The sequence below is a fragment of the uncultured Thiohalocapsa sp. genome, from assembly GCF_913062725.1.
Classification (GTDB): domain Bacteria; phylum Pseudomonadota; class Gammaproteobacteria; order Chromatiales; family Chromatiaceae; genus Thiohalocapsa.
In genome coordinates, this window is the sequence record NZ_CAJXWY010000080.1 from 1 (window position 1) to 15,797 (window position 15,797).

General features: G+C 68.9%; 15 protein-coding genes. 9 read left to right on the forward strand and 6 right to left on the reverse strand.

The window, feature by feature from the left end:
* The first annotated feature begins 315 nt into the window (after positions 1-315).
* The 3 genes from dusA to cas6 all read left to right on the forward strand — a co-directional run bounded on the left by dusA (position 316) and on the right by cas6 (position 3,289).
* On the forward strand, positions 316-1,275 hold the full coding sequence (gene dusA, locus QZ588_RS16285; protein ID WP_295543994.1) for a tRNA dihydrouridine(20/20a) synthase DusA: 960 nt from the start codon (positions 316-318) through the stop codon (positions 1,273-1,275).
* A gap of 13 nt (positions 1,276-1,288) precedes the next feature.
* Entirely contained in the window at positions 1,289-2,275 is a 987-nt protein-coding gene (locus QZ588_RS16290) for a WYL domain-containing protein (RefSeq protein ID WP_295543995.1), read from the forward strand.
* Positions 2,276-2,638: 363 nt separating this feature from the next.
* Positions 2,639-3,289 carry a type I-MYXAN CRISPR-associated protein Cas6/Cmx6 gene (gene cas6 / locus QZ588_RS16295; RefSeq protein ID WP_295543996.1) on the forward strand — a complete coding sequence of 217 codons (651 nt, stop codon included), beginning with the start codon at positions 2,639-2,641 and terminating at the stop codon, positions 3,287-3,289.
* 217 nt (positions 3,290-3,506) lie between these two features.
* Here the strand turns inward: cas6 and QZ588_RS16300 are convergent, their stop codons facing one another.
* The 3 genes from QZ588_RS16300 to QZ588_RS16310 all read right to left on the reverse strand — a co-directional run bounded on the left by QZ588_RS16300 (position 3,507) and on the right by QZ588_RS16310 (position 6,900).
* The gene (locus QZ588_RS16300) at positions 3,507-4,067 is read right to left on the reverse strand and encodes a Uma2 family endonuclease (protein ID WP_295543997.1); all 561 of its coding nucleotides are present in this window, start codon (positions 4,065-4,067) and stop codon (positions 3,507-3,509) included.
* 19 nt (positions 4,068-4,086) lie between these two features.
* Complete coding sequence (locus QZ588_RS16305; RefSeq protein WP_295543998.1) at positions 4,087-5,553, reverse strand: glycosyl hydrolase family 57; 1,467 nt, start codon at positions 5,551-5,553, stop codon at positions 4,087-4,089.
* A gap of 129 nt (positions 5,554-5,682) precedes the next feature.
* Positions 5,683-6,900 (reverse strand): glycoside hydrolase family 57, encoded by a 1,218-nt coding sequence (locus QZ588_RS16310; RefSeq protein WP_295543999.1) that lies wholly within the window; start codon positions 6,898-6,900, stop codon positions 5,683-5,685.
* A 315-nt stretch (positions 6,901-7,215) separates the two neighbouring features.
* Between QZ588_RS16310 and QZ588_RS16315 the strand changes: the two genes are divergently transcribed.
* The 6 genes from QZ588_RS16315 to pdxH all read left to right on the forward strand — a co-directional run bounded on the left by QZ588_RS16315 (position 7,216) and on the right by pdxH (position 13,594).
* On the forward strand, positions 7,216-8,061 hold the full coding sequence (locus QZ588_RS16315; RefSeq protein ID WP_295544000.1) for a M48 family metallopeptidase: 846 nt from the start codon (positions 7,216-7,218) through the stop codon (positions 8,059-8,061).
* A 300-nt stretch (positions 8,062-8,361) separates the two neighbouring features.
* Positions 8,362-8,601: a hypothetical protein gene (locus QZ588_RS16320; RefSeq protein ID WP_366929594.1), complete on the forward strand. Its 240-nt coding sequence runs from the start codon at positions 8,362-8,364 to the stop codon at positions 8,599-8,601.
* A 192-nt stretch (positions 8,602-8,793) separates the two neighbouring features.
* Positions 8,794-9,501, forward strand: coding sequence for an ABC transporter ATP-binding protein (locus QZ588_RS16325; RefSeq protein ID WP_295544001.1), 708 nt, complete (start codon positions 8,794-8,796; stop codon positions 9,499-9,501).
* A complete protein-coding gene (locus QZ588_RS16330; RefSeq protein WP_295544002.1) occupies positions 9,495-12,116 on the forward strand; it encodes an FtsX-like permease family protein in 2,622 nt (873 codons plus the stop codon). The genes QZ588_RS16325 and QZ588_RS16330 overlap by 7 nt, the downstream gene beginning before the upstream one ends.
* A gap of 221 nt (positions 12,117-12,337) precedes the next feature.
* Positions 12,338-12,784 carry a DUF2934 domain-containing protein gene (locus QZ588_RS16335; protein WP_295544003.1) on the forward strand — a complete coding sequence of 149 codons (447 nt, stop codon included), beginning with the start codon at positions 12,338-12,340 and terminating at the stop codon, positions 12,782-12,784.
* Between the two features lie 129 nt (positions 12,785-12,913).
* A complete protein-coding gene (pdxH, locus tag QZ588_RS16340) occupies positions 12,914-13,594 on the forward strand; it encodes a pyridoxamine 5'-phosphate oxidase (protein WP_295544004.1) in 681 nt (226 codons plus the stop codon).
* A gap of 78 nt (positions 13,595-13,672) precedes the next feature.
* Here the strand turns inward: pdxH and QZ588_RS16345 are convergent, their stop codons facing one another.
* The 3 genes from QZ588_RS16345 to QZ588_RS16355 all read right to left on the reverse strand — a co-directional run.
* On the reverse strand, positions 13,673-14,278 hold the full coding sequence (locus QZ588_RS16345) for a cyclopropane-fatty-acyl-phospholipid synthase family protein (RefSeq protein ID WP_295544008.1): 606 nt from the start codon (positions 14,276-14,278) through the stop codon (positions 13,673-13,675).
* Positions 14,268-15,230: a glutathione S-transferase family protein gene (locus QZ588_RS16350; RefSeq protein ID WP_295544005.1), complete on the reverse strand. Its 963-nt coding sequence runs from the start codon at positions 15,228-15,230 to the stop codon at positions 14,268-14,270. Before QZ588_RS16350 ends, QZ588_RS16345 begins: the two co-directional genes overlap by 11 nt.
* 36 nt (positions 15,231-15,266) lie before the next feature.
* Positions 15,267-15,797, reverse strand: a 531-nt coding sequence (locus QZ588_RS16355) for a hypothetical protein (protein ID WP_295544006.1), incomplete at its 5' end; no start/stop codon positions are given.

A 15,797-nucleotide genomic window follows, 5' to 3' on the forward strand; every position in this document is an offset into this window, starting at 1 on the left:
TATACCCGGCGCATGTCAATGTCCGGCGCAGGCGTCTGCGGGCTGGGTTGCAGCGGGCGGGGGACGCCGTGAATACGTCCCTGTAGGCTTCACGACAGCATCCCTGCTGTCGAGACCCCCGCCCGCTGCAACCCAGCCCGCAGAAAGCGAAAACCGAGATGCGGCGGGTGTACCAGCCCGGAGCCAACATGGCTTGGTGCAATCGAGGTAACTCGCATCGGTCAGCAGCATCTACCTTGACGTGTGCGTCAGTGAGACACAGTGGACCAGGGTGACAGCAGAAACAGCAGGTTAGAGCCCAAGTTATGGTCGGGGTTGGACCGGCGGTTATCGGTCGCCCCCATGATGGACTGGACGGACCGCCACTTCCGCTACTTCGCGCGGCTCCTCAGTCGACACACGCTGCTCTACACCGAGATGGTCACCACCGGCGCGCTGATCCACGGCGACACGGCGCGCTTTCTGCGCCATGACCCGGCTGAGCATCCGGTGGCACTGCAGCTCGGCGGATCCGAGCCGGCGGAGATGGCCCGCTGCGCACGCCTCGGGGAGGAGGCCGGCTTCTGCGAGATCAACATGAACGTCGGCTGCCCGTCGGACCGGGTGCAGAACGGGCGCTTCGGCGCCTGCTTGATGGCGGAGCCCGCCGTAGTCGCCGACTGCGTCGCGGCCATGAAGGCGGCGGTGAGCGTGCCGGTAACGGTCAAGACCCGTATCGGCATCGACGAGCGCGACAGCTATGACGCACTGGTCGACTTCACCGACGCCGTCGCCCGCGCCGGCTGCGACGCCCTCATCGTCCACGCCCGCAAGGCCTGGCTCCAGGGCCTGAGCCCACGGGAGAATCGCGATGTACCGCCGCTGCGCCACGACGTGGTGCTGCGCCTGCAGGCGGACTTCGCCGCGCTGCCCATGGTCATCAACGGCGGCATCCAGACGCTCGCGCAGGCCGCGGACTTCCTCGACCGCCTGGCCGGGGTGATGATCGGCCGCGCCGCCTACCACAACCCTTGGTTGTTGGCGGATGCCGACCGCGTGATCTTCTCCGATCCCACGCCGCCGCCGACACCCCACGAGGTGCTGGACGCCTTCGTGCCCTATGTGGAGCGGGCGCTGGCGGCGGGGGCGCCGCTCAATGGCATCACCCGCCATATCCTCGGCCTCTTTCAGGGGCGCCCCGGTGCCCGGCGCTGGCGTCGGCACCTGAGCGAGCAGGCGCATCGCCCCGGCGCCGGTGTCGAGGTGCTGCTGGACGCCGCCCGCTGGGTGCGGTGAGGGGCCGCGCGCCGTGAACCGCGCCGAGCGCATCTACCGCATCGACGCGCTGTTGAAGGAAAAACCGCGCTCGCTGGAGCAGCTGCAGGGCATGCTCGAGGCCTCGCGGGCGACGGTGGTGCGGGACATCGGCTACATGCGCGAGTTCATGCAGGCGCCCATCGAGTACGACCGCGCCAGCAACGGCTACCGCTATGCCGCAGACGGGCCGCGCTTCGAGCTGCCGGGCTTCTGGCTGAACGAGGGCGAGCTCTTCGCGCTGCTGGCCAGCGGGCAGATGCTCGATCAGATGCAGCCGGGGCTGCTTGCGCCCTATATCGGTCCGCTGCGGGGACGGATTCGCAGCCTGCTGGCGCAGAGTGGACACAGCGCCGCCGCGGTGGCCGACAGCGTCCTGCTCCAGCCCATGGCCACGCGCACCACGCACCCGGAGCGTTTCGGCACCATCGCCGCCGCGCTGCTCCAGGGCCGGCCGCTGGCCATCACCTACCACGGCCGCGCGCGCAATGTCGCCACCGAGCGCGTGGTGCACCCGCAGCGGCTGATACGCTACCGCGACAACTGGTATCTCGCCGCCCATTGCGAGCGGGCGGCGGGCCTGCGGATCTTCTCGCTGGACCGCATCGACCGCGCCGAGCCGCAGCCGGAGCCGGCGCTGCGCACCGAGCCCAAGGCGCTGGACCGCTTCCTAGGCGGCAGCTTTGGCATCTTCTCCGGCAGCGCCGCCGCCTGGGCGGTGCTGCGCTTCAGCCCCGAGGCCTCGCGCTGGGTGGCCGACGAGGCCTGGCATCCGGACCAGATCGGACACTGGCGGGGCCAGTCGCAGGCTGGGCGCTACGAGCTGCAGGTGCCCTATTCCGATCCGCGTGAACTGCTGCGCGACATCCTCAAGTTCGGCCCGGATGTGGAGGTGATCGCCCCCGCCGAGCTGCGCGCGCTGGTGGCCGAGCGTCTGCGCGCCGGCGCCGCCTTGTACGCGGATGATTCCCCGCTGCCCTGAATGCGCCTGGGGTGCGCCTGAGTGCGGCTTGGGTGCAACGACGACACGTGCCCCGCCTCAACCGCCGACTGGCAGACCCGACCGGGCCTGACACCGTTGCATGCTGCGCCCGATGGCGCGCGGCAACCGCCCGCTCTCCCCCGCTGCCCGTGCGCGCTTGCGACGGCTCGCGGGCAACCCGCAGGACCACCGCAGGTGCGCCGCCGGGTGATGGAACCTTGTGATCAGCAGCAGCCGCCCATCTGTACACGATTAGACGGGTCAGGCAAAACCACAGATCCCGGCTCATTCCCTGAGCCGGTGCCCGTGCTACAACGACGACATGGTTCCACGGCCTCTTGGCCCCAACAGGGAGAATGTGCCATGCCCCTCGACGACCTCTCCGATGCCTACTGCACCCTCGAAGCGGCTTTCCCGCTGCGCGGTGATCCATTGCCCGCAGACCATGGCGCCGCACTCTTCGACGCCCTCTGCCACCATGCCCCGCTCCGTGTCTGGCTCGCGGCGACCGACGCCGTGGCCATCGCCCCCATCCGCGGCCGCGCGGACGGTCACGGCGGGCTGATCCTCACCGACGAGAGTCAGCTCTTGATGCGCCTCGCCACCGAAGACCTGCCGCGGGCGTTGCGCCTCGCCGGTGGCTCCGTCAACATCCAAGGTCGCCTGCTGGATATCGGCGAGCCGCGCATCCAACTACCGCGCCCCGCCACCACGCTATCGGCCCGCCTGGTGGTCTTCGATGGCGGCAACACCCGCACGGGCGCATCCGCGGCGGCCCTGGCCGAGTCCCTGCGGACCGCCTTCGCCGAAGTCGTCAACCATGCCCTTGCCATGCTGGAGATCAGTGGCAAGCTGGTGATTGGCGCGGCCGGACAACTGCAGATGTTGGATCGCAGCGTGCCCGGTTTCAGCGTCCAGATCCATGGTCTGACGCCGGAGGATAGCCTCCACCTGCAGGAGGCCGGCCTCGGCGATCATCGCAAGCTCGGCTGCGGCGTTTTTCTGCCGGGTTGATGGGCGCCACGGCACACGCCGGGGGGGCCGCCTTGATGTCGGTGAGGGCCTCCTTGAGCCGCTGAGAAGCCAGCTTGGAGGCCTTCCAGCCGAAGGCGTTGGTGCGAAAGGCCCACTTGCAGGTTGGCTGCTTCTTCGGCTGTTCAACGCAGGAGACTGGCCACTACGGTGAGTTTGCATGGCACGGGCGCATCATCATGGCCGCAATGGCTCAGTGTCAGCCCCAGAGGTTGCGCAGGTCGAGCTGAAGGGCATTGAACGGTGCGACGGCGATGGTGTCGTCGCCAGACGCCTCGGCGAGCAGGCGCCAGCGGTCATCCTCCAGCGTATAGGCCTCCAGGGTTTGACGTTTGGGATCCACGAGCCAAGCGTAGGCGACGCCGTAGTGGGCGTAGATCGGCATCTTGACCTCACGGTCCTTGCTGGCCGTCGCGGGTGACAGGATCTCACAGACCCAGTCTGGGACGACCTCGAACCGATGACCTTCCGGTATCTGCGGCATGCGTTCCTTGCGCCAACCTGCCAGGTCGGGCACGGCGACCTCCGCATCCGTGATGAAGTGGATCTCCGGCTCAATGAGTATCCACCAGCCGCCGGGTCCACCGCGGCCCCTGCCGTAGGTACTGCCAATGTCGATGCTGAGCTCGGTCTCGGCGCGCGCATGCGGCCCCGCCGGCCGCGGCTGAGTGTACAACTGGCCGTTGAGGATCTCGCCGGTCAGCCTCTCTGGCAGGGCTTCCAGCGCTTCGTAGCGTGTCTGCTTGTGGGCATGCTGCATGGCGGTTGTTAGGGCCGCCTCAGCCGAAGTCGTAGTTGACGATGTCCATGACGCGGCGGCAGATCTCGCGGCCGTAGTCGGTCCACAGGCCCTGCCCCCAATAGCGGTAGCAGCTGGTTTGGCTGGCCATGAGGTGGTACAGGGCGTTGCGGTAGCGCGGGTCGTCGGTGGCCGTGCCGGGCTTCAGCACCTTTTCGTTGAACAGCGCGCTGGCCTCTTCCATGGGACCGATGACGTTCTCGTAGCCCTTCACCCAGGACAGGTCATTGGTCCAGCTGCCGCCGTCCATGTGGAATTGGTGGTCTTCCTGCTTCAGCGCCTGGATCACCTGCTCCAGCTTCTCGGGGCCGTCGCCGGGCTGCATGCGCTCCCAGATCTTGCCCTGCTGGACGGGGCGGATCTCGGTGAAGTCGCTCTCCTTGATACCGAGGGCGAAGAGGTGCTCGAGGTATTCGCTGCCGTTCATCAGCGGTGTGTCGGTGCCGGATGCGGCGCGCACTGCTTCCATGAACTTGTCCGGGAACTCGTTCATCATGACGCCGCCGTTCTCGCCGTCGGCGATCTGGGTCACCAGCGGCGGCACCTGCTTGCCGGCGAGCGCCCAACGCTCCAGGCCCTGGGCCTCGTACCAGGGCTGCATCTGCGCCACCAGCTTGGTGTCGGAGCCCTGGGTCTTGACCAGCGCGATGATGCTCACCGTCTCGCCTTCGGCGTTGGTGCAGGTCAGCAGGTGTGGCAGGTGCGGGCGCTGGGGATGCCAGCCGTTGTCGGTCTGCTCGACGCTGTGCTCCTGCACCAGCACCCATTGGTAGCCGCATGCCTTGAGGGTGTTGACGAACTCGTAGGCCACGTCCGGATGATTCGGTAACGCCATCTCGGAGGGTGAGAAGCCGCGCACCCGCTCCAGCGCGTCCAGGCCGAAGATGGCGGCGAAGTGGTGCTGGAAGGCCTGCACATGCAGACGATAGTCCTGCACCGGCGTGGACGGCGCCACCGCATGGCCCCAGGGCATGCCGAGCCACTCCACGGCCCAGTTGTAGTCGGGGTTCATGGTGATGGTCTTGAGGGCATCGATGACGTGCCCTTCGCCCATCTGCCGCAGTCCGTGCAGCAGGGTGCCGGAGTACTCCAGCATGACCCGGGGCGACTTGCCCTCGTGGATGAGCTGCGGGATGAGCTCGCCCATGCGCTTGTAGCACCAGACGAACGCCGGCGCGTTGTGGTTATCGCCGATGTCCTGGTGCTCCATCATGTACTGGAGGTTGCTGATCAGCGCGGCGGTGCGCAGGTCGTCCCCGCCCGCCGGGATCAGCGGCTGATGCTGGTGCAGGGCGATGGCCGCGGCGGCACGCACGCGGCCGAAGTCCACCCCACCCGGGATGTCGGAGAGGTTTCTATCTTTGCCCCGCGCCACGGCGGCGGCGATGTCGTTCTCCTGGCCGCAGATGTTCGGCAGGCCTTCGAGCTGTTCGGTTAGGTCGGACATGGGGGGCTCCTGGGACTGTTGCGTGACTGAAATCGGGCTGCGGATGATTGGATGTCGTCGGTTCAGGCGCGGCGACCGGGGCGATGGCGGTGTCGGACTGTTCTCTGCGGGGCGCCGTCCCCGGCCCACTCAGGCCGACGCGCCCGGCGCGGCGGTCCGGGTGCGGCCAAGCAAATGGCGTTGGGCATCGGCGAGCGCGGCATCGGCGGCGTCCAGGTCGTCGGCGGCGCGCGCCACCCAGGCCTCGCCCCAGAACAGGTTGCAGCTGGTCTCGGCGCGCAGCAGGCGCCAGCGGGCCTCCTCCAGCACGCCGATCAGCCCCGGGTCGTCCGGCGCCGCGGCGGCGCCGTGGCGCACCGTGGTGCGCAGGCGCGCACTCACATCGGCATAGCGCGCCAGCATGCGCTTTTGGGCCTCGGAGCCGGTCCACTGGGTGAAGCCGCGGCCCGAGTGCCAACCGGTGTTCCAGGCGCCGGTGGCGACATGGACCTCACCGTGGGCACCGTGCTTGTCCAGGTAATCGCCGATGAAACAGGGGCGGATGTCCGCCGTGCCCTCGCGCACCCGCGCCAGCAACGGCAGGTAGAAGGCGCTCCAGTAGTTGGCGCCCTCGGTGACATTGCGAAACCAGCCGCCGTTCTCGCCGTCGGTGGCGGTGGTGACCAGGGGCTCGAAGTCGCACCAGCGGGTGCGCTCGGCCACCTCTGCCAAGAACCAGTCGAGCGCCATGCCCGACTCCTGGGCATCGGAGAGCTCGCGGTCGCGCACCACCACGATGATCTCCTCGCCGTCATAGCGGGCGATGTGCGGGCGATAGCGCAGCTGTGGCCAGGTCATCTGCCGCAAGGGCTCCACATGGGCGGAGTCCACCAGCACATAGCGATAGCCGAACCGCTTCAGCAGCGGGATCAGCTCCATGGAAAAGCCCATCTCCGGCGGCCAGAAGCCCTGGAAATTACGCCGCCAGAACAGGTGACGGGCAAGGGCCTGCCAGCGGCGCAAATGTTCCGGGCGGTCGGCCGGCGGAATGAGCGGCAGCACCGGGTGGTAGTAACCCGTGCCGAGGATGTCGAACAGCGCCGTGTTCTGCAGATGCCAGAGCAGCTTGCCGCAGTCGACGATGCCGTAGACGCGCGCCTGGAAGTCCGGACTCGACAGCGTCTCCAGCAGCGTGCCGGACAGCGACAGATGCACCCGCGCGAGGTCCTCCTGTCCCCAGAGGCTGCGCGGCATGCGATCCAGCGCAAAGAGGATCTCCTTGGCCTCCCAGGTGGCATGCGCCAGCAGGTGCTCCAGATTGCCGGGGGGCTGGTGCAGATTCAGCACCAGGGCGTGATGGGCGGGCATGGGCGATGGCTCTCGCGACGACAACAGGACCGGCGGGCAGCGCGCGGCGGCTTGGCAGGAGCGCGGCGCGGGGCCCACTCCGCGCTCGTTTGGGTCATCATACCGGATTGCGGGCGCCGCTCGATGTCTCCACCGCCACATGCGCGGCAATCCTGCAGACCCTGCGACGAGCGGCACGCCGGCACTGACACCGCGCGCATCGATACCCGTCGTCACCGTGCTTGACGGTTACGGCTGCGCATTGATAACCACCAAGCGCCGCCGCAGCCGCCCGCTATGTCAGCCTGCCGCCCGCCAGCGCAGAGAGCCGTCCAGATGCCATCCAACACCAATCGAGACGCGACACGCCCCCGCCACCGGCGGGCTTTGCTGACTGCCCTGGGCGTCATCGCTGCCCTCAGTACACTCCAGGGCTGCGACGAATCCCCGACCGGCCGCAAGCAGTTGGCGTTGGTGCCCGAGGCGCAGATGACCGCCCTCGGCGAGCAGAGCTTCGAGCGGTTATTGCAAACCGAGCCGCTCAGTCGTGACCCCGCCCTGCGCCGCTACGTGGGCTGCGTCGCCCAGGCACTGGTCGACGCACTACCGCAACCCCACGGCGAGTGGTCCGTCGCCGTGCTCGATGATCCAACCCCGAACGCCTTTGCGCTGCCGGGCGGCAAGATCGGCGTGCATGCGGGCATGCTGGCGGTGGCCCGCACGCCGGATCAGCTGGCGGCGGTCATCGGCCACGAGATCGGCCATGTGCTGGCGAATCACGCCAACGAGCGCCTGACCCAGGAGCTGGCCGTGCAAGGCGGACTGATGCTGGTGGATTTGTTCGCCGAGGAGCCCGGCGGCGCCGCACATGAGGCCTTCCGCAAGGCCTTGGGCCTGGGCGCGCAGTACGGTTTGCTGCTGCCCTACAGCCGCACCCACGAGCGCGAGGCCGATCGCATCGGTCGGGATCTGATGGCGCAGGCGGGCTTCGACCCCAGGGCAAGCGTGCAGCTGTGGCAGAACATGGCCGCCGCCGGCGACGGGCAGCCGCCGGCGTTCCTGTCCACCCACCCGTCCCACGACAAGCGCATGCAGGCACTGGCCGCGGAGATGGAGCAGGCGACGGCACTGTATACCGAGGCGTTGGCCTCAGGACGCAAGCCCCGCTGCACACCGCCGTGAGCGCCGCGAGCAACCGCGGTCGTCGCCGCCGGTTGAGGCCGCGGGCGGGCGGCGCAACTATGCAGAGACGGGACCAGGCCCCGAGGCCGACTGCGCGCGCTGCACCATGACCGCCCGCGACCGACCTCAGGTTGGTGCTTCGGCATGATCGTGGGTGTCGTGCCCGGCAACGGGATACCGGCGAGCAGGGTAACCTAAGGCCATGTACCGGGTACGGGTCTTGCGCTCAGACGCGGGCGGCGTACCGCGGGATGGTTCGGGCTCGCAACCGATGGCGAAAGCGATAGCATTGGCGAGGAAATGATGCAGCGTGTGATCATTGATCCGGAGTCGAAATCCCTCGCCGAGCGCTTCGCGCTGGTGAAGGCCGCCAACCGCCGCCGCGGGCGCTTCCCGGCGGGCTGCGTCACCGTGGTGGAGACGGAGGCAGCGGCGCGGGCCGGCGGCGACGCAGCGCGCAAGCTGCATCCGGCGGTGGTCTACGGGCCCTCCAGCTCGTCGGAAGGCCAGCAGCTCTACTACCTGGTCAAGTGGCTGTGATGGGCGCTGATGTACCCCGGCGCGCGGCGCCCTGCCCGCCCATCAGGCTGCAACCGCAATCGGTATTGATGTCGTAAGCGCGTACGCAGACCCACCATTTCGCCCCGCCGCCGCAGCCATCCATCACCGACCCGAGCCCCTCGGCCCGATGGCCGCAAGTGCCCGCCGAACCCCGCCGACGCCGCACGCATCATGCACCAGCCAGACACCCCCGCCCTCAGCGTCCAGGCCCTGAGCAAATCCTACGCCGAAGGCCGTAACCGCCGCACCGTGCTCCAGGACGTCAGCTTCGATGTCGCCGCCGGCGAATGCGTGGCGCTGGTGGGGCGCTCCGGCTCGGGTAAGTCGACGCTGCTCAACCTCCTCGCGGGCATCGACCGCCCGGACGCCGGCGAGGTGCGCATCATGGGTCAGAATGTCACCACCATGGGCGAGCCGGAGCTGACCCTGCTGCGGCGCCGGCACATCGGCTTCATCTATCAATTCTTCAACCTGATCCCGACGCTGACGGTGGCCGAGAACCTGGCCCTGCCGCTGGAGCTGAACGCCATGCCGGCGCCCACGCGGCGCGCGCGCATCACCGCGCTGTTGGCCAAGGTGGGACTCGCGGGCCGCGACGGCGCCTTTCCGGACCAACTCTCCGGCGGCGAGCAGCAACGCGTCGCCATCGCCCGCGCCATCATCCACGACCCGGCGCTGGTGCTCGCCGATGAGCCCACCGGCAACCTGGATGCCCAAACCGGGCACCGGGTGCTGGAACTGCTGGCGCACCTGTTCCGGGACGAGGGCCAGACGCTGATCCTGGTGACCCACAGCCGGGAGGTCTCGGCGATCGCCGACCGCACCTTCGCCGTCGACCAGGGAAGGCTCAACGCAGACACCGAGGCACTGTCGTGGTGAGCGTCACCGGGACACGCACCGGTCTGCCCGCCCGCGCCGCCGCGGCCATCGCCGCCGTCCGTCTGCCGCCGGCGCTGCTGCGCGCGAGCCGGCGCTATCTCACGCGCCACCCCTGGCAGACCTGGCTCTCCATCGTCGGCATCGCGCTGGGGGTGGCGGTGGTCATCGCCGTGGACCTCGCCAACGAGAGTGCGCGACGCGGCTTCCGGCTGTCGGTGGAGCAGGTGGCCGGACCCGCCACCCATCAGATCCAGGCCGCCGCCGGCGGCATCGCGGATGCGACCTATGCGGACCTGCGGGTGGCCCAGGGGCTGACGTTGGCAACGCCGGTGATCGAGGCGCCCATGCGCATCGGCGAGCGCAGCCTGACCCTGCTGGGGTTGGACCTCATCGCCGCGGCGCCCATGCGCCCGGCGCTCTTCGCCGGGGCGACGGTGGGCGGCGACGGCGCCGACGGCACGGCCCTGGCGGCCGCGCTCATCGACCTGCTGGCGACGCCGGACACCCTGCTGCTGTCGGCGGCGGATGCCGATGCCCTGGGCGTCGCCGCCGGGGATGGGGTGGACGTTCAGATCGGCGGCGGCACGCGGCGCATGCGTGTGGCCGCCGTGCTGCCGGATCAGGGCGGCGCCGGCCTCGGCGGTCTCGCCGTCGCCGATATCGCCACGGCGCAGGAGGCCACGGGCAGCATCGGCGCAGTGGAGCGCATCGACCTGATGCTGACGGACGCCCAGGCCGAGCGCGTCGCCGCCGCCCTGCCCACGGGTCTGCGGCTCACCACCACCGCCCAGCGTACCAACGTACTGGCGCAGATGACGCGCGCCTTCCACACCAATCTCACGGCCATGAGCCTGCTGGCCATGCTGGTGGGCGGCTTCATCGTCTACAACACCATGACCTTCGCGGTGCTGCAGCGCCGTCCGCTGCTGGGCACCCTGCGCATGCAGGGCGTCACCCGCACCCAGTTGTTCGCGCTGGTGCTGGTGGAGGCGCTGGTGCTCGCGGCCGTGGGCGCACTGCTCGGGGTGCTGACGGGCATCGCCGTCGGCGCCGGACTGGTGCAGCTGGTGACCCGCACCATCAACGATGTCTACTTCCAGCTCAGCGTGCGCAGCCTGCATCTGGACTGGCTGTCGCTCGCCAAAGGGGTTGGCCTGGGCATGGGCGTGACCCTGCTGGCGGGCCTGGGCCCGGCGCTGGAGGCGGCGCGCTCCCAGCCCCGGGACGTGGTGCGCCGCACCCTGGTGGAGCAGCGCGGGCAGCGGCTGCTGCCCTGGCTCGCGGCGGGCGGCGTGCTGGTCGTCGCCCTGGGCGTGGCGCTGATCCCCCTGTCCGGGCGCTCCATGACCTGGGGCTTCGTGGCGCTGTTTTTCGTCATCGTCGGTGCGAGCCTGTGCATGCCGCTGGTGGTGCGCGCGCTGGCGGGCGCCACCACGCCCCTGTTCGGGCGGCTGTTCGGCAGCGTCGGGCGGCTGGCGGCCCGGGGCATCACCGCCAGCATCACGCGCTCCGGACTCGCGGTGGCGGCGCTGGCGGTGGCGGTGGCGGCCACCGTTGGCGTGGGTATCATGATCGGCAGCTTTCGGGTCAGTGTGTCGGACTGGCTGGAGCACACGCTCACCAGCGACATCTACATCGCCACCGACGAGGGCGGCGGCGCCGACAACCCGGCGTCGCTGCCCCCGGGGCTCGCGGACCGGCTGCTGGCCCTGCCCGGCGTGGCGTCGGTGAGCCAGGGCCGCTCGCGCCTCGTACAGACCCGCGACGGGCAGATGCGCGTGCTGGCCCTCACCTCCAGCGCGGGGCCGCCCCGCGGCTTTCGGTTCCGCGGCGACACCGCCGACGACCTCTGGCAGCGCTGGCGGGCGGGCGAGCTGGCGCTGGTCTCGGAGCCCTATGCCTACCGCCAGGCGCTCGCCGTCGGCGACCAGCTCGAGCTCTTCAGCGCTGGCGGCTGGAAAACATTCGAAATCGGCGGTGTGTTTCAGGACTATGGCAGCGACAGCGGCACGGTGATCCTGCCGAAGGCCGCCTATGCGCAACTCTGGGATGATCCCGGCACCGCCTCCATCGGCGTCGTGCTCGCCGACGACGCCGACGCCGAGGCGGTGGCGGCGCGCGTGCAAGCCATCGCCGCGGGCCTGACACCACCGGCGGCGGTGCAGACCAACCAAGGCATTCGCGAGCTCTCGCTGGAGATCTTCGACCGTACCTTTACCATCACTGAAGTGCTGCGGCTGCTGGCCGTTGGTGTGGCCTTCGTCGGCATCCTGAGCGCATTGATGGCGCTGGAGCTGGAGCGCGCCAAAGATTACGCCGTGCTCCGCGCCACGGGCATGACCCGCGGCCAGCTCCGGCTGCTGATCATGCTGCAGACCTCGCTCATGGGGGTCGCCGCCGGCCTGCTGGCCATTCCCCTCGGCGTGGCCATGGGCGACCTGCTGATCCAGGTGATCAACCTGCGCTCCTTCGGCTGGCGCATGCCCATGCGGCTGACGCCGGACACCCTGCTCGCCGGCGTGCTGCTGGCCTGGATCGCGGCCATGCTCGCCGGGCTCTACCCGGCGCTGCGGGCGGCGCGGGCGGCACCGGCCGCCGCACTGCGGGAGGAGTAGGGACGGGCCGGATGCATGACTCACCGGTCCGGCCAAGCACGCGCTTTCGGCTGGTGCTTGACGCCACAGCGCCCCTACCACGCGCTGCGATGTTCGGCTTGCCGGCTTGCTCGTGTATTCTTCGTGGAGACGGCCGGCGGCGGTGCAGGTGGCGCGCGCAGCGGTACCCAGCGGGTTGCGGCCCTGAGCGTTTTCCCAACACCAGAGGCGAGTGAGCGACGATGGCAGAGGACAAGAAGGTCGTAACCAAGAAGACTGCGAAAAAGGCCCCTGCCGCCAAGAAGACGGCGGCGGCGGCCGCGATCACCAAGAAGACGGTGACCAAGAAGACGGTTGTGAAAAAAACGCCGTCGGGCAGGTCGGCCACGCCGGCGCCGGCGCCGGCGATCACCAAGAAGACGCTGGCGAAAAAGGCATTGGCGAAAAAGACAATCGCGCCGGCGCCGGCCCCAACGGCGCCGGTCCCGACGGGCACCACACGGCCACCCCTGCCGGATCGCGCCGTGGCCTTGAAGCCGGTCGGAAAAGTAGCGCCGGAAGAGCGCTACCGGATGATCCAGGAGGCGGCCTATTACCGCGCCGAGAAGCGCGGCTTCGAGCCCGGCCACGAGGACGAGGACTGGGCCGCCGCCGTCGCTGAGATCGATGCGATGCTCGGCGGCGGTTAGGCCGGCAACCGCACATGCGATCGCGCGGTCTGCACAGGTGTGCGCACCGCCTGGTGACGCGCCCGGGTCTTTTGTGCAGAGACTGCGGTCGCCACATTCCTGCCCTCCAAGCAGCCAACGGTAACCACCATGACCGCGTCAGATCCCTATCTCGCCTCCCCCTCCGATACGGTTGTGGATCCGGCGGCACTGCGCGAGCAGTACATGGCGGCGGGGCTGGAGCGCGATGCGCTGGCGGCCGACGCCATCGAGCAGTTCCAGGCCTGGTACGGAGAGATCATCGGTGCGCGGCTGCCGGAGCCGAACGCCATGTCCCTCGCCACCGTGGATGCGGATGGCCAGCCGAGCCTGCGCACCGTGCTGCTGAAACTCTATGACGCCAACGGCTTCGTCTTCTTCACCAATTACGAGAGCCGAAAGGCGCGACAGATGGACCATAACGACCGCGTCGCCCTGCTCTTTCCCTGGGTGGCGCTGGCGCGGCAGGTGAAGATCCTGGGTCGCGCGGCGCGTATCCCGACGGCGGAATCACTGCGCTACTTCGCCACACGCCCCCGGGGCAGTCGCATCGGCGCCTGGTCCTCACCACAGAGCCAGGTCATCAGCTCCCGCGCCCTGCTGGAAGAGAAGGTCGCCGAGATGAAGCGCCGCTTCGGCGACGGCGAAGTCCCGCTGCCGCACTTCTGGGGTGGCTACCGGGTGGTGCCGTCCAGCATCGAGTTCTGGCAGGGGCGCGAAAGCCGGCTGCATGATCGCTTCCGCTACACCCGCGAGGCGGATGGCTGGCGCATCGAGCGTCTTGCGCCATAGCGCGGTGCCGAAGCCGGGCGGGCCCGTGGCCGGCCGGGACGGGGTGACACTGCGCAGTGCCATCCGGATCATCCGCGACTACCTCGGTTTCCGCCCCAGAACCTGTACCACGGCTCCCAGCCCCGCATGCAAGGCGCCCTCTTGGATGTCGCGCTCCAACTCCTCCAAGTGCAGGAATTCGAGCCCCATGAGCTCAGCGCGCAGGCTGTCGGCGTCCATCATCAGCGCCGCGGTGGGCGGCCCGCCGGTGCCGAGCGCCAGCTGCCGGGGCGTGTAGGCCTCCAGCAACAGAAAACCGCCGGATCGCAGGCCGGCGACACTGCGGCGATGCACGTCCGCGCGCAATGCGGGCGGCAGATGGCAGAAAATGGCAACGACCATGTCCCATGCGTCCGGCGCGATGGGGTAGACGGCGAGGTCGGTATGGATTGTTTCGATGGCCACACCGCGCTCGGCGGCGAGGCGTCGGGCCTTGGCGAGGCCGACACCGGAGGCATCCACGGCGGTGACGTCAAGGCCCTGCTCGGCGAGCCAGACGGCGTTGCGGCCCTCCCCTTCGCCCAGGCAGAGCACGCGGCCCGCGGCTGGCAGGGCGCCGTTCAGCGCCTGGATGCGCGCCGCGAGGAAGTCGTTGGGCGCGGTGCCATAGACATAATCCGCACCGCGGTAGCGCTCATCCCACATGATCATCCCCGCCGCCGTCCAGGCCCTCGCGCCCATGGGGTGCCATGAAGTCCAGCGCCGGCCCTTTGGGCACGATGCCGTTCGGGTTGATGGCCGTGTGGCTGCCGTAATAGTGCAGCTTGATGTGGTCCATGTTCACGGTCTCCGCGATGCCGGGCACCTGGTAGAGCTCGCGGGTATGGGCCCAGAGGTTGGGGTAGTCCACCAGGCGCCTGAGGTTGCACTTGAAGTGGCCGTGGTAGACGGGATCGAAGCGCACCAGCGTGGTGAACAGGCGCCAGTCGGCCTCGGTGAGGCGCTGGCCGACGAGGTAGCGCTGACGCGCCAGGCGGGCCTCGAGCTGATCGAGGGCCGCGAAGAGTTGGTCGAAGGCCGCCTCGTAGGCGGCCTGCGTCACGGCGAAGCCGGTGCGGTAGACGCCGTTGTTGACGTTGTCGTAGACCAGCGCGTTGACCGCATCGATGTCCTCGCGGAGCTCGGCGGGGTAGAAATCCACCTCGCTGCGCCCCCAGGCATCGAAGGCGCTGTTCAGCATGCGGATGATCTCCGCCGATTCATTGTTGACGATGGTCTCGCGGGCCTTGTCGTAGAGCACGGGCACGGTGACGACGCCGTCGAAGTCGGGGGCCGTGTGGGCGTAGAGCTGGTAGAGCTTCTCGAAACCGTGCACGTGATCCGGCGTGGCGCCGGGATAGTCGCCGAACACCCAGCTCTCCGGCGGCATCAGCGGATGCACCACGGACACAGAGATCAGGTCTTCAAGCCCTTTCAGCGTGCGCCAGATCAGGGTGCGGTGCGCCCAGGGGCAGGCGTAGGAGACATACAAGTGGTAGCGCCCGGGCTCGGCCCTGAAGCCGCCGTCCCCCGAGGGTCCCGGACTGCCGTCCGGCGTGACCCAGTGGCGAAAGCCGGACTCCCAGCGCACGAACTCGCCCTCGCTGTTGGTCTTCATGGCATGCTCCGCCGCGCGTCGCGATTGTGGTGTTGATCAGGTGCCGGCGGCGCCCGCCTCCGGACCCTGCGATCGACCGCGGATCAGCAGCGACAAGCCGACGGCGACGATACTGACGCCACCCATCACGAACATCAACAACAGGTAATTGTCGTTGAGCCAGGCAATGCCCACGCCGCTCAGCAGCAGGAAGATCCCGAACAGGGCCATCTTCCAGTCGAGATAGATCCCCGACAGCACCGCCGCGAGACCGATCACATAGATGGTCACGAATGCGTCCTGCTCGTCGTTCAGAAAATCCTGCACCGCATGTGCATAGAGCAGACGAATCACCAGAATGAGCGCCACCCAGTGCAGCACCTGGCGCAGGATGTAGGTCCAGCGCTGACCGGCGCTGGTGCCGGCCCAGCGCCAGCCGCCGAGGATGGAGACGAGTGCCACGACGGGGATGAACAGTTGCCAGTTGGTACTCATCTCGGCGGCATCGTGGGCGGTCATGGCGACCAGCACCAGCGCGGCGACGTACAGCACCACGTAGGGCAGCTGGTACAGCAGGAAGCGCTTGCG

What these genes read in the sequence shown, in the direction of transcription:
- QZ588_RS16315 (WP_295544000.1), top strand. Translation starts at nt 7,216, where the DNA reads ATGCCATCCAACACCAATCGAGACGCGACACGCCCCCGCCACCGGCGG.
- QZ588_RS16345 (WP_295544008.1), bottom strand. Translation starts at nt 14,278, where the DNA reads ATGTGGGATGAGCGCTACCGCGGTGCGGATTATGTCTATGGCACCGCG.
- QZ588_RS16320 (WP_366929594.1), top strand. Translation starts at nt 8,362, where the DNA reads ATGATGCAGCGTGTGATCATTGATCCGGAGTCGAAATCCCTCGCCGAG.
- QZ588_RS16325 (WP_295544001.1), top strand. Translation starts at nt 8,794, where the DNA reads ATGCACCAGCCAGACACCCCCGCCCTCAGCGTCCAGGCCCTGAGCAAA.
- QZ588_RS16335 (WP_295544003.1), top strand. Translation starts at nt 12,338, where the DNA reads ATGGCAGAGGACAAGAAGGTCGTAACCAAGAAGACTGCGAAAAAGGCC.
- cas6 (WP_295543996.1), top strand. Translation starts at nt 2,639, where the DNA reads ATGCCCCTCGACGACCTCTCCGATGCCTACTGCACCCTCGAAGCGGCT.
- QZ588_RS16350 (WP_295544005.1), bottom strand. Translation starts at nt 15,230, where the DNA reads ATGAAGACCAACAGCGAGGGCGAGTTCGTGCGCTGGGAGTCCGGCTTT.
- pdxH (WP_295544004.1), top strand. Translation starts at nt 12,914, where the DNA reads ATGACCGCGTCAGATCCCTATCTCGCCTCCCCCTCCGATACGGTTGTG.
- QZ588_RS16310 (WP_295543999.1), bottom strand. Translation starts at nt 6,900, where the DNA reads ATGCCCGCCCATCACGCCCTGGTGCTGAATCTGCACCAGCCCCCCGGC.
- QZ588_RS16300 (WP_295543997.1), bottom strand. Translation starts at nt 4,067, where the DNA reads ATGCAGCATGCCCACAAGCAGACACGCTACGAAGCGCTGGAAGCCCTG.
- QZ588_RS16305 (WP_295543998.1), bottom strand. Translation starts at nt 5,553, where the DNA reads ATGTCCGACCTAACCGAACAGCTCGAAGGCCTGCCGAACATCTGCGGC.